General features: G+C 56.6%; 13 protein-coding genes and 1 pseudogene. 4 read left to right on the top strand and 10 right to left on the bottom strand.

What is annotated here, in order from left to right; genetic code table 11:
• Positions 1–23: 23 nt before the first annotated feature.
• Positions 24–2,879, bottom strand: coding sequence for an excinuclease ABC subunit UvrA (uvrA, locus tag ACL2XM_RS20190; RefSeq protein WP_410012601.1), 2,856 nt, complete (start codon positions 2,877–2,879; stop codon positions 24–26).
• A gap of 260 nt (positions 2,880–3,139) precedes the next feature.
• On the opposite strand from uvrA, the gene ACL2XM_RS20185 reads away from it, so the two are divergent.
• A complete protein-coding gene (locus ACL2XM_RS20185) occupies positions 3,140–3,706 on the top strand; it encodes a single-stranded DNA-binding protein (RefSeq protein ID WP_413727367.1) in 567 nt (188 codons plus the stop codon).
• 614 nt (positions 3,707–4,320) lie between these two features.
• Complete coding sequence (locus tag ACL2XM_RS20180; protein WP_413721853.1) at positions 4,321–6,201, top strand: group II intron reverse transcriptase; 1,881 nt, start codon at positions 4,321–4,323, stop codon at positions 6,199–6,201.
• Between the two features lie 255 nt (positions 6,202–6,456).
• Here the strand turns inward: ACL2XM_RS20180 and ACL2XM_RS20175 are convergent, their stop codons facing one another.
• The 7 genes from ACL2XM_RS20175 to ACL2XM_RS20145 all read right to left on the bottom strand — a co-directional run bounded on the left by ACL2XM_RS20175 (position 6,457) and on the right by ACL2XM_RS20145 (position 13,720).
• Complete coding sequence (locus ACL2XM_RS20175) at positions 6,457–8,001, bottom strand: amidohydrolase family protein (RefSeq protein WP_413721854.1); 1,545 nt, start codon at positions 7,999–8,001, stop codon at positions 6,457–6,459.
• 23 nt (positions 8,002–8,024) lie between these two features.
• A complete protein-coding gene (locus ACL2XM_RS20170; protein WP_413721855.1) occupies positions 8,025–8,906 on the bottom strand; it encodes a carbon-nitrogen hydrolase family protein in 882 nt (293 codons plus the stop codon).
• Entirely contained in the window at positions 8,906–9,712 is an 807-nt protein-coding gene (locus tag ACL2XM_RS20165) for an ABC transporter ATP-binding protein (RefSeq protein WP_413721856.1), read from the bottom strand. The genes ACL2XM_RS20170 and ACL2XM_RS20165 overlap by 1 nt, the downstream gene beginning before the upstream one ends.
• Complete coding sequence (locus tag ACL2XM_RS20160) at positions 9,709–10,629, bottom strand: ABC transporter permease (protein ID WP_413721857.1); 921 nt, start codon at positions 10,627–10,629, stop codon at positions 9,709–9,711. The genes ACL2XM_RS20165 and ACL2XM_RS20160 overlap by 4 nt, the downstream gene beginning before the upstream one ends.
• Complete coding sequence (locus ACL2XM_RS20155; protein WP_410012594.1) at positions 10,626–11,675, bottom strand: ABC transporter substrate-binding protein; 1,050 nt, start codon at positions 11,673–11,675, stop codon at positions 10,626–10,628. The genes ACL2XM_RS20160 and ACL2XM_RS20155 overlap by 4 nt, the downstream gene beginning before the upstream one ends.
• Before the next feature lie 105 nt (positions 11,676–11,780).
• On the bottom strand, positions 11,781–12,668 hold the full coding sequence (locus ACL2XM_RS20150) for an ABC transporter substrate-binding protein (protein WP_413721858.1): 888 nt from the start codon (positions 12,666–12,668) through the stop codon (positions 11,781–11,783).
• Between the two features lie 320 nt (positions 12,669–12,988).
• Positions 12,989–13,720, bottom strand: a complete 732-nt coding sequence (locus ACL2XM_RS20145; protein ID WP_413721859.1) for a GntR family transcriptional regulator — start codon at positions 13,718–13,720, stop codon at positions 12,989–12,991.
• Between the two features lie 331 nt (positions 13,721–14,051).
• Between ACL2XM_RS20145 and ACL2XM_RS20140 the strand changes: the two genes are divergently transcribed.
• Positions 14,052–14,672 carry a response regulator transcription factor gene (locus ACL2XM_RS20140; RefSeq protein WP_413721860.1) on the top strand — a complete coding sequence of 207 codons (621 nt, stop codon included), beginning with the start codon at positions 14,052–14,054 and terminating at the stop codon, positions 14,670–14,672.
• A gap of 28 nt (positions 14,673–14,700) precedes the next feature.
• Positions 14,701–15,132: a hypothetical protein gene (locus ACL2XM_RS20135; RefSeq protein ID WP_413721861.1), complete on the top strand. Its 432-nt coding sequence runs from the start codon at positions 14,701–14,703 to the stop codon at positions 15,130–15,132.
• Between the two features lie 9 nt (positions 15,133–15,141).
• Here ACL2XM_RS20135 and ACL2XM_RS20130 read toward each other — a convergent pair whose 3' ends face one another.
• Together ACL2XM_RS20130 and ACL2XM_RS20125 are read right to left on the bottom strand one after the other, a co-directional pair.
• The gene (locus ACL2XM_RS20130) at positions 15,142–15,969 is read right to left on the bottom strand and encodes a helix-turn-helix domain-containing protein (RefSeq protein ID WP_413721862.1); all 828 of its coding nucleotides are present in this window, start codon (positions 15,967–15,969) and stop codon (positions 15,142–15,144) included.
• A 265-nt stretch (positions 15,970–16,234) separates the two neighbouring features.
• A pseudogene (locus ACL2XM_RS20125) lies at positions 16,235–17,917 on the bottom strand (ATP-binding protein); the annotation flags it as partial.
• Between the last annotated feature and the right edge of the window lie 330 nt (positions 17,918–18,247).

The following is an 18,247-nucleotide window of genomic DNA, read 5'->3' as shown; positions in this document are numbered from 1 at the left end:
TTGGGTAGGGCGGCTTTGCGCCATCACCCGACGGAGGTTACCGGATGATGTTTGCGCGCCAGGATCGGCTTGAGAAAACGCGCGGTATGCGAGGTTTCACAGGCCGCCACCGTTTCCGGCGTGCCGGAGATCAGGATTTCGCCGCCGCCGTTGCCCCCTTCCGGACCCAAATCGACAATCCAGTCCGCGGTTTTAATCACGTCCAGGTTATGCTCGATAACCACGATGGTATTGCCCTGATCGCGCAGCTGGTGCAGTACCGCCAGCAGCTGTTCGATATCGGCAAAATGCAACCCGGTGGTGGGTTCGTCAAGGATATACAGCGTCTGCCCGGTGCCGCGTTTCGACAGTTCGCGCGCCAGCTTCACGCGCTGCGCCTCGCCGCCGGACAACGTGGTCGCCGACTGGCCCAGCCGGATATAGGACAGGCCCACGTCGATCAGGGTTTGCAGCTTGCGCGCCAGTGCGGGCACCGCGTCAAAAAACTCGCGGGCGTCCTCGATGGTCATATCCAGCACCTCGTGGATATTTTTACCCTTATACTTCACTTCCAGGGTTTCACGGTTGTAACGCTGCCCTTTGCACTGATCGCAGGGCACGTAGATATCCGGCAGAAAGTGCATTTCCACTTTTATCACCCCGTCGCCCTGGCAGGCTTCGCAACGTCCGCCGCGCACGTTAAAACTGAAACGCCCCGGCGTATAACCGCGGGTACGGGATTCAGGCACGCCGGCAAACAGTTCACGCACCGGCGTGAATACGCCGGTATAGGTCGCCGGGTTGGAGCGCGGCGTGCGCCCGATGGGGCTTTGGTCGATATCAATGACCTTATCGAAATGTTCCAGGCCCTGGATATCGCGATAAGGGGCGACCTCGGTGGTGGTGGCGCCGTTGAGCTGGCGCTGCGCCACCGGGAACAGCGTGTCATTGATAAGCGTCGATTTACCGGAACCCGAGACGCCGGTGATGCAGGTAAACAGGCCCACCGGCAGGGTCAGCGTAACATCCTTGAGGTTATTGCCCCGGGCGCCGATAAGCTTCAGCACCTTGGTGGGGTCGGCCGGTATGCGGTGTTCGGGGATGGCGATTTCCCGCTTGCCGCTTAGGAACTGGCCGGTCAGCGAGGCCGGATTGGCCATGATCTGCTCGGCGGTGCCTTCCGCGACGATTTCGCCGCCGTGCACCCCCGCGCCCGGGCCGATATCGATAATATGATCCGCCGACCGGATGGCGTCTTCGTCATGTTCGACCACAATCACCGTATTGCCGAGGTTGCGCAAATGAATAAGCGTTTCCAGCAGGCGTTCGTTATCGCGCTGGTGCAGCCCGATGGACGGTTCGTCCAGCACATACATCACCCCCACCAGGCCGGCGCCGATCTGGCTGGCCAGGCGGATGCGCTGCGCCTCGCCGCCGGACAGGGTTTCCGCCGAGCGGGACAGCGAGAGGTAGTTCAGGCCCACGTTCACCAGGAATTTCAGCCGATCGCGGATCTCCTTGAGGATTTTGTCCGCAATCTGCGCGCGCTGGCCGCTGAGTTTCATCTCATCAAAGAACCCCAGCGCATTGCCGATGCCCATATCGGAAATGGTCGGCAGGGTGGTGTTTTCCACAAACACATGGCGCGCCTCGCGCCTGAGGCGGGTGCCGCCGCAGCTGGCGCAGGGCCGGTTGCTGATGTATTTCGCCAGTTCCTCGCGCACCGCCGAGGATTCGGTTTCCTTATAGCGGCGCTCCATGTTCGGCAGCACGCCCTCGAAAGGATGGCGCCTGACCGAGCTGTCGCCGCGATCGTTGATATACCTGAACTCAATGGTTTCCTTGCCGGAGCCGAACAGGATTTTTTGCTGTACCGAGGCGTCCAGCGCATTGAACGGCGCTTCCACATCGAACTTATAATGGTCCGCCAGGGAGCGCAGCATTTGGAAATAGTAAAAGTTGCGCCGATCCCAGCCGCGAATGGCGCCGCCCGCCAGCGAGATTTCCTCGTTCTGCAATACACGTTCCGGATCGAAGTATTGCTGCACGCCCAGTCCGTCGCAGGTGGGGCAGGCGCCGGCCGGGTTATTAAATGAGAACAGCCGGGGTTCCAGCTCCGGCATGCTATAACCGCAGATCGGGCAGGCAAAGTTGGCCGAAAACAGCATCTCCTCGGCATCGCCGCCGTCCATCTCGGCCACCACCGCCGTGCCGCCTGACAGGCCGAGCGCGGTTTCAAACGATTCCGCCAGGCGCTGAGCCAGATCTTCGCGCACCTTGAACCTGTCGACCACCACTTCGATGGTGTGTTTCTTTTGCAGTTCCAGTTTGGGCGGATCGGAGAGATCGCATACTTCGCCGTCGATGCGGGCGCGGATATAGCCCTGGGTGGCCAGGCCTTCCAGGGTTTTGCTGTGCTCGCCTTTGCGGTCTTTGACGATCGGCGCCAGTAGCATCAGGCGCTTGCCCTCCGGCTGCGACAGCACGTTATCCACCATCTGGCTGACGGTTTGCGCCGCCAGCGGCACGTCGTGATCGGGACAGCGCGGCTCGCCGACGCGGGCGAACAGCAGGCGCAGGTAGTCGTGGATTTCGGTAATCGTCCCGACGGTTGAGCGCGGGTTATGCGAGGTGGATTTCTGCTCGATGGAAATAGCGGGGGACAACCCCTCGATATGGTCGACATCCGGTTTTTCCATCAGCGACAGGAACTGGCGGGCATAAGCGGACAGCGATTCGACGTAGCGGCGCTGCCCTTCGGCATACAGAGTGTCGAACGCCAGCGAGGACTTGCCGGAGCCGGACAGGCCGGTAATCACTATGAGCTTGTCGCGGGGAATAATCAGACTAATGTTTTTCAGATTGTGGGTACGCGCACCCCGAACTTCGATCTTATCCATTCAACTTAATCCCGACACCGGATGAATATTTGCCGCCGGTGATGCCTGCAACGACACACCTGGCGCGAAACGGACAATTATGACACAAAAAAAGCTGAACGAATATCCAGTATTGATTGTAACGCTGAACTCTGCATTCATCGGGCTGCGATCGCAGCCGCAATGATTTTCACCCGTGTCCTTTGGGCATTTGCGTGGTAAACTTTACCGATTACACTTACGTAAACGTTTAAGTAAAACATCTTATCAGGAGAGTCGACATGGCCAGCAGAGGCGTTAATAAAGTGATTCTAGTCGGAAATCTGGGCCAGGATCCGGAAGTCCGCTACATGCCGAACGGTGGCGCCGTGGCCAACATGACTCTGGCCACTTCCGAGAGCTGGCGCGACAAGCAGACCGGCGAGACCAAGGAAAAAACGGAATGGCACCGCGTGGTGCTGTTCGGCAAGCTGGCGGAAGTGGCCGGCGAATATCTGAAAAAAGGGTCGCAGGTCTATATCGAAGGCGCGTTGCAAACGCGTAAATGGACCGATCAGGGCGGCCAGGAACGTTACACCACCGAAGTCGTGGTTAACGTCGGCGGCACCATGCAGATGCTGGGCGGCCGCCAGGGCGGCGGCGCGGCGGGTGCCGGCGCGGGCGCGGGCGGCGGCCAGCAGGGCTGGGGCCAGCCGCAGCAGCCGCAGGGCGGCAACGCGCAGTTCAGCGGCAATCCGGGCGGCGCGGCGCCGGCAGCGCCCGCGGCCAGTCGTCCCGCCGCGCAGAACAATGCGCCGGCCGCGGGCAATGAGCCGCCGATGGATTTTGACGACGATATCCCGTTTTAAGTGTGCCGTTTTGCTTTGTAAATCAAGTGGTTAATTCGAGTTATTGAATTAATCATAGGCTGTTGGAGTGCCTATTGCAAGCCTGACTTATCCTTACCCAGTAATGGGTTTGAACCTCGAAAGAGGGAGGGGAGTGTAGCATGTCAGGAAAAGGCTGGTTGCGGGGAAATAACCTACTTTGCGCCAGCCATTGCAAATCCCATATGGTTAAGCCTGATTGGTTGAATCATAGTTCATAGTGGGTTTCGGGATATCGATGGCTCACGGTTATTTAGGAGTCATACCAATATTTATAGTAATTATTTTTAGAAGGTTACTATATCCAACAATGTTGGCACCTGCTCGGTGAGAGTGGTAATTGAACGTAAGTGAAACCTAAGTGGGATGCACCTTGACTACAAAGAAATACGGGATTACCTAAGTTGGTTAAGTAATTAACCAATAGGGTAACGGAGACTCCGTAGTACCCAACGTACCTCTGTAATGGAGTCGCAATTGGCTAACCAATCTGAAAAATATATATAAATTGATAAGTAATTATCAGTGAAACTATATTCGTAAGGGGGAAGGGAGTCAGTTGGATCTATACTAATAGAAGCGGGGTTCGATAGTCAGTGCTATCACAGAGAACACTCAATGCTCTAAATGGTATAAACAAAGCCAGTATACAAGGTTATAAGATCAAGAAACTGCATAAAATTATGTGCAGTAATAAAGATCTTTGGGCACAGGCCTATGCTAATATTTATTCTAACCAGGGAGCCATGACGAGAGGAATAAATAACAATACGATGGATGGAATGAGTGTGGACAGGATTATTAGTCTTATTCACCTCATAGAGTCCGGTTCGTACATACCCAAACCTTGTAAGCGCACGCACATACCCAAAGATGCCCGAAAACCGAATGGAAAGAAAGGTCCATTAGGTATTCCAACCGGAGACGATAAATTAATACAGGAAGTAATGAGAATGTTATTGGAAGAAATCTATGAACCGGTTTTTAGCGACTGGAGCTATGGATTCAGGCCTAAGCGTTCCTGTCATTCTGCATTAAAAGAAATCAGAAACGGTTGGAAAGGAACAAAATGGGTATGTGATGTTGATATCAAAGGTTACTTCGACAACATTGACCACGATCTGCTGCTGAAATTCCTGAGCAAGCGGATCGCTGATAACAAATTTCTGGCGCTTCTCAAGAAGTTCCTGAAAGCTGGCTATCTGGACAACTGGCGTTACTTTGGCACTCATAGCGGAACACCACAAGGTGGCATTATCTCCCCTATTCTTGCCAATGTATTTCTCCACGAGCTTGATGAATTTATGAAAAATAGAATCACCGAATTCGGCAAAGGAGGACGGAGGAAACCCAATCCCATATACAGAAGAGCACTACAAAACCGGACAAATCGTATTAAATGGATCAGGCAAGGTTTCGGCGCTTCAGGAATGCCTGCTGATGAGCAGAAAATCCAAAAGTGGAAACAGGAAGCGGATGAACTGGAGAAACAATTGCGCACACTATCCAGTGTTATTATGGATGATACTGAATTCAAAAGAATGCGGTATGTTCGATATGCTGATGATTTTCTGATTGGAGTGATAGGAAGTAAAGGTGAGGCAAAAAAGATAATGGAAGAGGTTGTCTATTTTGTTGAATCCGAACTTCATCTGGAAATATCAAAGGAAAAATCCGGCATTATTGACCCGAAGAAAGGATTCACTTTTCTCGGTTATGAAATAAAAACACGCCGTGAAAGAAAACAGGTCAAATGTGTTGTAGGGCTTAATACAGATGGAAGTAAAACTCATGCGGTAAAACGTACGATAACGGAACACGTCCATCTGGGTGTACCGAGGGAAAGAATCCTGAAATTCTGCTCTCTACGTGGCTATGGGAATTACGATGGCGGATATGGTAATAGTGCTGGTCGGCCAGCAATGATGCACATGTCTGACTATGAAATCATTAGTCAGTACAACGCTGAAATGCGCGGCTACGCGAATTACTACAATCTTGCCCCCGTTCTCTATCTCAATAAGTTGCATTGGATATGGGAAAACAGTCTTTATAAGACGCTGGCAGGTAAGCATCGGATATCTCGCACCAAAATCGCGCGGCGGTTAAGGCAAGCGGATGACAGGTATGTTTATCGGGAAAATCGTAATGGAAAGGTATATGAGTTGGAGGTATTTAGACTCAAAAACAGGAGTGCGCCCAAACACAGTTCACCGGATATATTGCCGAATACGTATAAATATTCTGGCAGAACTGAATTGCTGGACAGGATGGCTGCATGCCAATGTGAATATTGCGGTACCAGAACCGGCCCTTTTGAAGTCCACCATGTGAGGAAACTTAAGGATATCAAGTCGGGTACAGATAACTGGAAGACGCTGATGATTGCCCGTAACAGGAAAACATTAGTGATCTGCCGGATCTGTCACGTCAACCTTCACAGAGGAACACTGCCAGACCGAAGAAGCTTTGTTTGATCCAATGGAGAGCCGGATGCATAGAAATGTGCAAGTCCGGTTCGGTGGGGGGGTAACGGCTAATCCGTCAGGACGCACGTACCCTACCCAACTAGCTACCCAGCCCATCTTGCCACATCCAGGCTTAAAACCCCCGCATCGCGGGGGTTTTGTATTTTCGCCGTCACTCAGCGCTAAGCCGAACCGGGGGACGTGATATCCGCTGATGAAATCCGCCACTGGCCGTCATGACGTGTGGCGGCGGAATGTATCCTGCTAGCGACGGGACGACGGCGCGTAGAACGGTGCGCGCGGCGTTTCCTGCGCCAGATAATCGCGGTAAAAATCTTTTACATGCGGGAATACGGCCTTGCCCAGCTCGCGCCGGGCCTGCTCGTCCGCGCTGCGCGGCGCGGCCAGCTTTTGCGCGATATCATTGAGCACGGCGGCGCGATCGACCCGGGTAAACCGCCCCCGATGGCAGACTTCCTCGCCCTGGATGAATACGCTCTCGATATCCTTGGCGCGCGCCCGCTGCACCAGCACATCCAGCAGGGGAATATCCTCATCCTGATACGGCCAGGTGATACTTTGCCAATCGAACAGCACCGCATCCGCCAGTTTTCCCGGCTCCAGCCGGCCGATCCGTCCGGCAAAGGGGGTGGTTTTTGCCCCGCCCTCGGTGGCCATGCGCACGATTTCCCCACAGGACGGCACTTCATCGTCCTCAATGCCGGGCACGCGATGCACCCGCAACGCCAGACGCATCTCCTGCAGCATATCGCGATCTTCGTTAATTCCCGCCTCATCCAGCCCCAGGCCGACGGTCAGCCCATGGCGGCGGAAGGCGTTCAGCGGCGCGACGCCGCTGCGCAGGCGCAAATTAGAACTGCAGTTATGGCAAACGCAGGTTCCCGTCGCCGCCGCCAGTTCAATATCGGCCTCGTTCAGCCAAACGCCATGTCCCAGGGTCAGCGATGGTCCCAGCAGGCCCAGCTTGTGCAGGTGCGCCAGTGCCGTGGTGCCGGTGCGTCTACGGGCATATTCCCGCTGGTAGGCGGTTTCGACCAGATGCATATGCATCGGCACGCCGGCGTTATCCGCCTCCGCTTTGATCGCCTGTAACCCTTCGTCGCTGCACCAGTGCAGGTTGGCGGGCGCCAGTTGAATACGGGTCAGCGATTGGCCGCTATTATCTGCCGCCAGCATGCGGAACAGTTTGAGGTGATCGCCCAGCGGCAGCCGCTGTTTTTTCAAATGGGCAGCCAACTGCGGCTGGATTTCAGCCGGCACGCGGGCCACAAACCGTTCATCGGCTTCATAGACCAGCAGATTCTGCTCACGCACCGCGAAGCTGTAGGAGGCGCGCATGCCTATCTCACGGTAGGCGGCAAGCACCGCGCCAGCCGCCTGGTGTATCGTCTCCAGCGTGCCGGGGCGCCAGCCGTGGATATGCTGTACGGTGGTGATGCCGGAGGCGATCATCTCAAAAGCGGAATAAAGCGTATCCAGCCGCAAATCCACCTCGCGCGCGCCCATGCGGCTGGCAAACCACAGTTCCAGCGCATAATCGGGCGAACCCAACTGCAGCGGGGTTAAGCCCACATGATGATGGCTGTTGACAAATCCCGGCATCAGCACGTGTTGCATGGACCCGTAGCGGCGGACCTGGGGATATTTATGGATCAAATCATCGGCATTGCCGATGTCCTCTATAACACCGTCTTTTTGGTAAAGCGCGCTCCGTTCCACCGCGATCGGGCGACCATCGTCGCCGATCCCCTGGATAAGGGTGCCCGCCAAGATCAATGATTCAGACATAGGGATATCCTGTAGCTGTGAGTTTATCGTACCCAGCCGTATGGCACGGGGCCGAACAAATCGTCGCGCCGATCGTTGAAATAGCGCATTTGCTGACGAATTTGACTGAATTGCCGGTAATCCAGCGTTGCGTTCACTTCCCCCGCCCCAAGGTGGCGAGGGCGGTGCGCCAGCAGCGTGCCGTCGGCGTTGATCACACACGACTCGCCGTAATTATCCGTCGCTATTTCGTCCAGCCATTCCTCGCCCACTTTATTGGCGCAAACGACTATCAGGCCGTTCTCTTTGGCATGGGTACGCAATTCGCCGAGGAAGAAGGCTGCGTCATCGCCGCCGCTGCCGGCGACGGGAACAATGACCACCTCAACCCCCGCCTGGCGCAGCGCGCGCCAGCATTCAGGAAAGCGGCGGTCATAACAGATCAAAATCGCACAGCGCCAGCCTTCAATAGCGAACCTTTGCAGTCCGTCGCCCGGCGTGAAATGCGCGGCCTCGTCATAGCCGGGCGGCGGATAGTCGCTGGCCGGCAAATGCAGCTTCCTGGCCAGGGCGCCGTCGCCCAGCCGTTTCCCCAGGCGGTCAAAACCGATAACGGCGTTGTGGTAACAGCCGGTTTGGCTATCGTGCTCATAGAGCGGCAATAAAATAGCGCATCCCAGCCGCTGGGCCAGCGCCGCGCACCATCCGGCGCTCTCGCCCCGGACGGATTCGGCCCAGTGGCGATATTTTTCCGCCGGCGCGGCGCAAAAATAGGGCGTCAGCGCCAGCTCGGGCAGCGCCACCAGCCGTGCGCCGGCTTGAGCGGCGCGGGTAATGGCCGCCTCCAGCTGCCGGCGATTAAGCGCCAAATCCTCGCAACCCGGCGGCATTTGCAGCGCGGCCACCGGCAGGTAGGGTGATATCATCAGCCCACCTCCTGTTCGGCAAAGGCGCGATCGACTTCATCGCGCAGCAAATCGATAAGATGATCGCTGAGCTGGTGGAAGAGCGGGCTTTTGGGGTCGCGCGGCCGCGGGAGATCGATGGGAATGATTTCTTTGATGCCGCCCGGACGCGCGGTAAAAACCACCACGCGATCGGCCAGCGCCACGGCTTCATCAATATGATGGGTGACAAAAATCATCGATACGCCGGTTTGACGCCATATGCGGATAAGAAAGTCCTGCATCTTCGCCCGCGTTTGCACATCCAATGCCGCAAAGGGTTCATCCAGCAGCAGCGCCTCGGGATTCAGCGCCAGCGCCCTGGCCATCGCCACCCGCTGGCGCATGCCGCCGGATAACTGATCGGGCCGTTTCTCCGCGGCATCGGCGAGGCCGACGTTTTGCAAGATGGACTGCGCCCGTTTCAGCCTTTGTTCTTTCGACATACCCTGCATCTTCAGGCCGAAGGCGACATTTTCCGCAACCGAAAGCCAGGGATAGAGCGACGCTTCCTGGAAGACAAATCCGCGATCGGTGCCCGGTTGCGACACCTCGGCGCCGCCGCAGCGGATTGAGCCTTCGCTGACCGATTCCAGCCCGGCTATCATATACAGCAGGGTGCTTTTACCGCAGCCGCTGGGCCCAAGCAGCACGACAAACTCTCCGCGCGCCACCTGCAAGTCGACATTTTTCAGCGCGACGACAGCGCCGCCTTGCGCGTCGGTCCAAACTTTGCCCACGCTATTGCAATCAATCAGCGGCGGCTGTGGGAGGGTATTTTGCGTCATTTCTGGCCTCCGGCGCGGTTGTCAGGTACCCAGTAAAGGAGCTTTTTCTGCACATAGCGCAACAGCAGATCGAAAACAAATCCGGTAATGCCGATGATGGTCATGGTGAAAAACGACAGGCTGGAATTGAAGGTATTGCGCGCCTGCATGACGATTTGCCCCAACCCGCTGCCAACGCCTGTCGCCTCAGCCACTAGCACAATCATCCAGGCGCCGAACAGGTTCATGCGCAGTACGAAAAATAACGCGGGCAGAATGGCGGGGATAATGACGTAACGGAAGGTTTGCGCCCGGGTGGCCCCCATAACCGCCGCCACGTTGAGATGGGTTTTGCTCACGCTCTCAATCTGGCTGATAGTGGATACCGTCATGACGAAAAACAGTGAAATAAACACCATGAAAATCGCCGGCGGATTGCCGATGCCGAAAATAAAAATGGCCACCGGCAGCCAGGCGATAGGCGAAATAGGCGCCAGCAGTGTGATGGTCGGCAATACCAGCTTGCCAAACAGACGGAAATAGCAAATGGCCAGGCCACACACCAGGCTCAGGATGAAACCAAGAGTCAGGCCCGCCATCACGCGGCCCACCGTGGCGAGAATGGTTTTTCCCAACGACAATAAGGCGGTGTCGTTGGTGACCTGGCCAATCACATCGGTTGGGATAAAGTATTGCGCCTGCTGGGCAAAATTCGCCAGGAAGATATGTGGCGGCGGCAACAACAGCGGATTTAATCCCCCAAAAGCCCAGCACGCTTCCCAGATCCCGGCAAACAGGGCGACGGAAGCCACGCCCCAGCCGAGGCGCGAGAAAAACGCCGGCCAGCCGCGGCGGCGGGTTTTCCTGACCGGAGGAATGATCTCGACCGGTGAAACACCGGCGGCTTTTACCGGCTTTCGCAGGGTATTCACCTTCATGCGCTTTTCAGCTCCAGCGAACCATACAAGTCGGGATTTTCCTTAATCACCTCATTGAGCAATGACCAGTCGAAGATATCCGTTCCTGGTACCTTCTGGATGTAACGCAGCTCTTTCAGGTTATTGGCGCGCTGCAGGATAAAATCCTGGTTCTGCCGCTGGTCTATCATCGCCGGCTGTTTGGCGGCGGCGTCCAGGGTGGCTTCGTAGCTGGTCTTGAAATATTTGCCCACGGTATCCTTGACCGCCGAGGCGCGGTCGGTCTCTTCCTGATGCTGGCCGATCATCATGCCCTTGATAAGCGCCTTCACCGCCTCGCGATTTTCCGCCAGCACGGAGGAGCGTACCGCCAGCACGCAATCGCTATAGTTCTTGCCATAGATGTCGACGCCGTCGGAAAGCCGTACTGCGCCAGGGCGCGCCTGCAATGCCTGGGTAGCATAAGGTTCGATATGGCACATGGCGTCGATATTGCCGTTGATAAACGCCTGGGCCAGTTCCGGGGAGGTGCCGAAGTAGCGCACTTTGACGTCGGCAAAGCCCATGCCCGCTTTTTTCAGGTAGTCATAAGGCAGCATTTCCAGCGTATCCGCCTGGAAGGTGCCCAGCGTCTTGCCGCGCAGCTTTTCGGCGGAATCGATGCCCTGCTGGCTGACGATTACGCAGCCCTGCACGCCTGAGCCGGCGACGATCTTGATTGGCGCGCCCTGGGCGAAAAGCGTAATAAAGTTGGTGTAGGGGACTACCGTCACATCCACCAGCCCGGCGCCGAACAAGGCGGCTATATCGGCGTTAGTCGGGGTGGTGACAAAATCCAGCGCGACGTTTTTCGCCAGCCCGCGTTCCTTGACCAGGAAGAAGGGACAGTTGCATAAGCCCGTCCCATGGGTGGCCTTAAAGGTGGTGATATCCGCCGCCAGGGCGGGGGTGCTGATAAGGTATTTGCCCAACGCCAGGCCGCCGGCCGCCAGCGCGCTGTGTTTCAGGAAATGGCGGCGATTGATATCAAAGCCATTAAGCCGCGGAAAAACCCGTTTTGTTGACATGATGTTTGTCTCCTGGTGTTGATAAAAGAGCGAACGAACCCCTGCCTGCAAGGCATAATGTCCAGTGGATGGCTGTCGCGGCCTGGTGGTAGGCGAAGCCGCGTATTAGTGCGTATACTCCGTTTGCGCCAGCAGGGCGGATAACCGGCTGAAATCGAGTACGGAATACGGATTCTCCGGCGGCGCCAGCCTGCCCATCGCCGCCAGCGCCTGGAACCGGCTGATAATGGCGCCGGCAAGAGGGCGAATATCGATTTGCGGCGGTTGCCGCGCCAAGCCTTGCATCATCGTCGCCGGGGGAACGCCGGGATAAAATCGGGTTACGCTTGCCAGGGCGCCCTGCGGATCCGCCTTTATCGTGGTTTCCGCCTGCAACAGGGCCTTTATCACCGCATCCACCACATCCGGGTATTGATGTAAAAAGCTCTGGCGTGTGACCAATACGGTATCGGGGTAACCGGTTCCCCACACTTCGGCGGCGTCGCACATTTTTTGAAAACCCAGCATTTCGAGCTGGCTAATCACCGGCTCGATAAAAGTGCAGGCGTCTATTTCACGCCGCTGCATGGCGGTAATCGCCTGGTGCAAGGTGTCGAAATAACGAATATCGCTGTGTTGCCAGGCGCCGCGGTAATGGGTGATCGTATCGTGCAGCAACACTTCCATCGGGTCCTCGAAGAAGGTGCCGAAGCGCAGGGCAGAAGGCGCCGCGGCCACGCTGTCCGGATGGATCATTACCGCCATGCCGCCAACGCCGCTTCCGGCGATAATGCGCAGCGGATCCGGCGCGCTGAAATCGCTCAGCGGCTGGGTAAATCCCGTGGTGCCAATCTGCGCCGCGCCGCTTCTGAGCAAGGCGATGGTTGACGCCGTGCCGCTGAGTTCCGGCACCCTTACCGTTAATCCCTGTTCGCGAAAGTAACCGCATGCCTGCGCCACAAATAACGGCAGGTTGGAAAGCGCTTCACCATGAGCCAATACCAGTTCAGACATGCGGTGCTCCACAAAATGCTTAAAGATTGTCAACAATCATCTGCGGCGAAATAGCGTCGGGATCGTTGCGGCAGAGGATATGGATTAAATTTGACAATAAGATCATGCAAAATTGAAGTCAATAATTATTTAAATTGTTCATCAGTTTTATTTTCGTGATATGCATTTCTTATATATAGCGTTTTGCGGGCAAAAAGAAAGGAAAATACAAAGTGAAAAAAAGAGCGCCTAAAGCGCTCTTTCTACAGGGGAAAACCGGTGGATGTAAAGGATAGGGGGACATCGAGGCTGCCGGACCGCATGCGCCAGATATAAGAAATTCAGTTTCCCGTGCCGAGCAGGATCTCTTCCAGATCGTCTTCCTCTTCTTCCGGCTCTTCCAGATGAAGCGAATTTTCGATCCCCAACAGGTGATCCAACATCAGTTTTTGCGCGCGCATGCTGTCCCGCGCCTCTACCGCATCGACCAGCCGTTCATGCTCGTTGTGCTGGCAGGTGACGTCCGTGGGGGTGTCATACAGCAGGATAGTCAAGCACGTCAATAACTGCAGGCCGCGTACGGTTCTTTCAAGAAAACGATTTCCCGCCAGGGAGGCCAGCAGCACATGAAACTCGCCGGACAAGCGCACAATCTTGCGGCGATCGCCTGAATGCCTGGCTTTTTCTTCCTGTTTAACGTGCTGGCGCAGCAGCGTGATTTCCTGCGCGGTCACCCGCTGACATATATTTTCCAGCAAGGGAATCTCGACATAGCGCCGGGCCTGGAAAAATTCCTTCGCTTCCGCAATGGTGGGGCTGGCAATAAAAGCGCCACGGTTGGGCAGGATTTCCACCACGCGCTCGAAAGCCATTTGTTGCAAAGCCTCTCTTACGACGGTGCGGGAGACCTTGAAAATGGCCGCCAGCTTTTCTTCCGTAAGCTTGGTGCCGGGCTTCAGGCGGTGTTCCGAGATGGCATTCATTAATTTCTCATACACCGCGCTGCGATCCCGGGCACATAGCGTGGCCGCGGCCTGCATATTTTCATCTGTCGGACGTTTCGCTCTGGCCATGTTAAATCACTCAGCCTCCTACCTGTGGCGGAATTTAATATCAATATTTATTTACAACAATCATGACACCAATATGTATATGTCTACAAGATAAATTGTTAAACATTAAAATTAATTATGTTTATCAGTCTATCCGGCCAAGTTGGTATGGCCATGGTGTTATGACATTATGGCCCGGGCTACTATCCCTGAATTGCCCTCACTTGTCCGGCTTTTGTTGGCTAATATCACTTGTTTCGTTAAAAAATCGTACTATTTTACAAGATCGGCAGCGGCCTTCCAGGGATTATCGAAGCGTAGACACGCGTCGTATCAATAATAGGACCATGCCATGGATCATATTGTGTATGTTGTTGACGATGATGATGCGGTAAGACAAGCCATCGTTCGGCTGCTACAGTCGGAAGACTTTAACGTTGCCGATTTCGCCTCGGCGGAGATGTTCCTGAACCAGCATTTTGGCCCGCTCCCCAGTTGCTTGATCCTCGATATGAATATGCCGGTGGCGGATGGGTTCCAGGTTCTGGCCGCGCTGGAAAAAAAGGGCAGGGAATTGCCGATTATTTTTATCACCGGGTTTGGCACCATTCCTCTTTCGGTGCGAGCGATGAAGGCCGGGGCCTGCGAGTTTTTAACCAAACCGATCGACGCGGAAGACCTGCTTAACGCCGTGCGCGAGGGGCTGTCGGCGGCGGAAAAAAACCTCTCGTTCGTGAGCGAGCAGTCGAGCCTGGCCCAACGGCATCAAACCCTGACGCCCCGGGAGCGCGAAGTACTGGGACTGGCCATCGGCGGCCTGCTGAATAAACAAATCGCCACGGCGCTGGGCGTCAGTGAAATTACCGCCAAGGTCCATAAACGGCGGGTGATGGAAAAAATGCAGACCCGCTCCCTGGCCGATCTGGTGCGGGCGGCGGAACGGCTGCATATTGTTAAATCACAAAGTCGTTAACGCTTCCCTTCTTATGAGGAACATCATTATGCCGGAGCATGTCAATGGCGATTATCGCGCCAGCCTCAAAACCGTTTCAACCTCATTACGTAAGCTGCATAAGGCCTTGATTGACCTGGAAACGGCGCGCTTCGGCCCGATCGGCGGCCCGTTTGAGCATTTGCAACTGGTGAGCAGCCATCCGCAGTTTGCCTGGATCCGGCGCCTGTCGGAGATCTTGGTGGAATTGGACGAACGGCTGGATGAACCGGACGACATCGATGCCGCAACGGTCCTGTCATATAAAACCGTCATTGAGCGTTTACTTGCCCTCGGGCCGGAAAACGACACGGAATTCGCTAAAAAATATATCGCCGCGCTGCAGGAATCCACCGAGGTGGCGATGGCGCACGGGGCGCTGCGTCATCTCCTGTTTTTAGCCAATGATACGTCAGGCGCGCCGGGTAATGCGCCGGCATGATGCATAGGCTCAGGGCTGTGCCGGGGGCCACGGCGCCGTCGGTACGGCCAGGCTGCCGCCCTGGGTGCGTTGCCAATAACCCGGCGATGTGCCGGTAAAGGTTTTAAATACCCGTGAAAAATGGCTTTGGTCGGTAAAACCGCATTCGAGCGCGATCTCCGTCAGCGTCTGTTGCCTGGCGCCCAGGAGTTCCAGCGCTTTCCGGATGCGCATGTTTTGCAGCCAGACACAGGCGGAAGTGCCGGTGGTATTTTTGAAATTGCGCGCAAAGTGCGCGCGGGACAGGCCGCATTCCCGGGCAATCAATTCAAGCGAAACGCCCTTCGCCAGGTTTTCCAGCATAAAATCCTTGGCCCGTTGTTCCTGCCAGGGCGCCAGCCGGCCTTTTTGCCGGGTCCAGTCCTGGGATGCCTTGCCGTAGACTTCGGCAATATGGGCGAACAGCGCCAGGGAGATATGATCAAACATAAAATCATGCATGCCGCCGGGTTGACCCAATAACGGGATCAGCGCCTGTGCCAGATGATAAATCACCGGATCCAGCGCACCGGGAGCGCAGTCAAAATGACCGATGCGCTTTTGTCCGCTGTCATAGGTGAATTCGTCCAGCGCCTGGCGGGTAATTAAAAATCGTACGTTATCAAAGGCGCTCAAATGCTGGCAACGCCAGTCCTCGGTAAGCCTGGTAATCGCGACGGCCTGCTGCGCGTGTCCGCCCGCGTGGACCAGGCGGCCGTCATGCCAGAGTCGGTGCGAGGCGAAATCCCGCAGTTGCACGATAACGGAAAAGGCTTCGTGATGGGGAATGGCGATAACCGGCGCGTGTTCCGGCGGCATGGTTTCCCTATGGCGGCTGACGACCAGCCGCGCCGCGCCGGTGGCCAGCGGGTTGACTGGCGAGGTGATAGTATCGATTTTTTACGCTCCCGGTGAATGTCGTCGGCTTAGACTGCGCACGCGGCGCACGCAACAACAAGGATCGCTGCAGACCCACAGTAAACCACAGAATACCCGGCTGGCGACCCTTTCCCGGGGCGCCGGGGCGGGATTCAGAATTTAGCCATTAGGGCGAACGCCGCCGCGGCGCGGCCTGGTTTTGCCTTTAAGCGCCGGTGGGCAGCGCAGGCAGGGTGAACGAAAAACAGCTGCCGTGGGGATGGCGCTGTGACGCCGCCATCTGCCCCCGGTGGTTTTCGATTATGGCATGGCTGATGGCAAGCCCCATGCCCATGCCCTGCTTCTTGGTGGTATAAAAAGACTCGAATACCCGCGCCCTGACCTCGTCGCTCAGGCCGATACCGGTATCGGCCATGGCGAAGGTTATCTTGCCCGGCGCCGGATTGACGGAGGACAAGGTGAGGATGCGCGGCCGGTCATCCACGTCCGCCATGGCTTCCGCGGCGTTCATCACCAGGTTAAGCAGCACCTGCTGGATTTGCACGCTGTCGCCATAGACGATAAAGGCATCGGCCCATAGCTTATCTTCGATGGCAATCCGGCGTCTTTCCAGTTCGCTATGGGAAAGGGTAAGGATATGATGCGCGGTATGGTGCAAATCGACCGGGGCAAAATGGGGCGGCGCGTTGCGGGTGAGCGCCTGCAGGCTGCGGATCATCTCTCCCGCGCGCTTGCCTTCGGCAATGATATCCTCCAGGCCGGTGCGGACATTATCCAGCCTGGCCGGGTCGCGGTTCAGCCAGCGCAGGCTGGCGCCGGCGTTGGCCACGATGGACATCAGCGGCTGGTTGATTTCATGGGCAATCGAGGCGGTGAGCTGCCCGACCGTCGTGGCCCTCGCCACACGCGCCAAGTCGGCCTGCGCGGCCCTGACCGCGTCCTCGGCCTGTTTGCGGGCGGTGATATCGGTTATGGTGCCAAAATACTCGTGGGCATTGCCGCAGGCCGGGATCGGCTCGCCGATTCCCGCCACGTAGCGAACAGTGCCGTCAGTCCTGACGATGCGATACTCGGCTTGCATGGACAATCCTTTACCCAGGCAATAGTCGATCTGGTTGAGTATCCGGTTTCGGTCATCGGGGTGGACAAAACCGATATAGGCGGTATAGGAGATAGCCTGCTGCTCTTCATCCAAACCGAATATACGCGCGAATTCGGCCGATATTTCCAGCGTTTCCTGGGTGGTTTCCCAGCGCCAGCTGCCGGTGTGGCTGATCTTTTCCCCCAGCATTAATGAGGTCTGGCTGGTGCGCAGCTCGTTCTCGACGCGACGGCGCTGGATATTCTCCTCGAGCAATTCCGCGTACAGGGTGGCGGTTTCAATGGAGATGGCGGCCTGCGCCACCAACAGCGCAATTACCTTCGAATGTTCGGCGGTAAAGGCATCAGGTATCAGCCGGTTTTCCAGGTAGAGCACCCCCACCAGCCGGGCCTGTTTAAACATGGGCACGCACAGCGCCGCCGCGCCGGAAGCCATCAGGTAGGGGTCGTGGCTGAACGGGCTGAACTCCCCCGGCGCGCCCAGGCGGATTTCCTGGCCGGTGCGAATGACGGCGTTAAGCATGGATACCGGCAGATCTGCCGCCACCGGCGCGGCCTTGACCACCTGTACGTTTACGCCGGCGACGGTGGTGTCGGCCCGCGCCTCGATAACCGGCGAACCGGCGATCACCCTGATCAGCAGGCCGCGCTGGGCGCCCGCGTGCTCCAGCGTCATTTTCATCAGGATATGAATCAGCCGGCCGAGATCGATTTCCTCGGATAATGCCCTTGAGGCGATGATAACGCTTTGCAGATCCTGGTTTTCCTGGGCCTGCCTAAAGGAAACCCCCGCGGGGAAACCGCCGCCATCGCCGTTTTTCTCCCGGCTCTCCAGTAAAGCGAACATCTCCTTTCGCATCAGCCCGGCTGCGTTTTTAGCGCCCCGGCGCGCCCGTATGGCCGCCAGGGAAAATTGCCATTTACCGTTGCGCCTGTCCCTGGTGGCCAGTCCGTCATTGATAACGCCGTTGATAAACTGCCGGGCGAGTAAAGGATTGCCGCCGGTCTCGGCATGCGCCAAACCGGCAAGCGCCGCCATATTGGCGGGTGTGGTACGAAAATCGCGCGCCAGCCATCGGGCCAGGGCGGCGGGGCTTAAGGGCGCGGGCTGGATATC

The organism is Sodalis sp. RH20, from assembly GCF_047324205.1.
In the GTDB taxonomy this organism is placed as follows: Bacteria; Pseudomonadota; Gammaproteobacteria; order Enterobacterales; family Enterobacteriaceae; genus Acerihabitans.
This window is presented reverse-complemented; position numbering and strand designations above follow the sequence as displayed.

Excerpts from the sequence above, each read along its gene's own strand:
- ACL2XM_RS20175 (WP_413721854.1), bottom strand. The coding sequence starts at position 8,001 with ATGTCTGAATCATTGATCTTGGCGGGCACCCTTATCCAGGGGATCGGC.
- ACL2XM_RS20130 (WP_413721862.1), bottom strand. The coding sequence starts at position 15,969 with ATGCCGCCGGAACACGCGCCGGTTATCGCCATTCCCCATCACGAAGCC.
- ACL2XM_RS20145 (WP_413721859.1), bottom strand. The coding sequence starts at position 13,720 with ATGGCCAGAGCGAAACGTCCGACAGATGAAAATATGCAGGCCGCGGCC.
- ACL2XM_RS20160 (WP_413721857.1), bottom strand. The coding sequence starts at position 10,629 with ATGAAGGTGAATACCCTGCGAAAGCCGGTAAAAGCCGCCGGTGTTTCA.
- ACL2XM_RS20170 (WP_413721855.1), bottom strand. The coding sequence starts at position 8,906 with ATGATATCACCCTACCTGCCGGTGGCCGCGCTGCAAATGCCGCCGGGT.
- ACL2XM_RS20140 (WP_413721860.1), top strand. The coding sequence starts at position 14,052 with ATGGATCATATTGTGTATGTTGTTGACGATGATGATGCGGTAAGACAA.
- uvrA (WP_410012601.1), bottom strand. The coding sequence starts at position 2,879 with ATGGATAAGATCGAAGTTCGGGGTGCGCGTACCCACAATCTGAAAAAC.
- ACL2XM_RS20135 (WP_413721861.1), top strand. The coding sequence starts at position 14,701 with ATGCCGGAGCATGTCAATGGCGATTATCGCGCCAGCCTCAAAACCGTT.
- ACL2XM_RS20150 (WP_413721858.1), bottom strand. The coding sequence starts at position 12,668 with ATGTCTGAACTGGTATTGGCTCATGGTGAAGCGCTTTCCAACCTGCCG.
- ACL2XM_RS20155 (WP_410012594.1), bottom strand. The coding sequence starts at position 11,675 with ATGTCAACAAAACGGGTTTTTCCGCGGCTTAATGGCTTTGATATCAAT.
- ACL2XM_RS20185 (WP_413727367.1), top strand. The coding sequence starts at position 3,140 with ATGGCCAGCAGAGGCGTTAATAAAGTGATTCTAGTCGGAAATCTGGGC.
- ACL2XM_RS20165 (WP_413721856.1), bottom strand. The coding sequence starts at position 9,712 with ATGACGCAAAATACCCTCCCACAGCCGCCGCTGATTGATTGCAATAGC.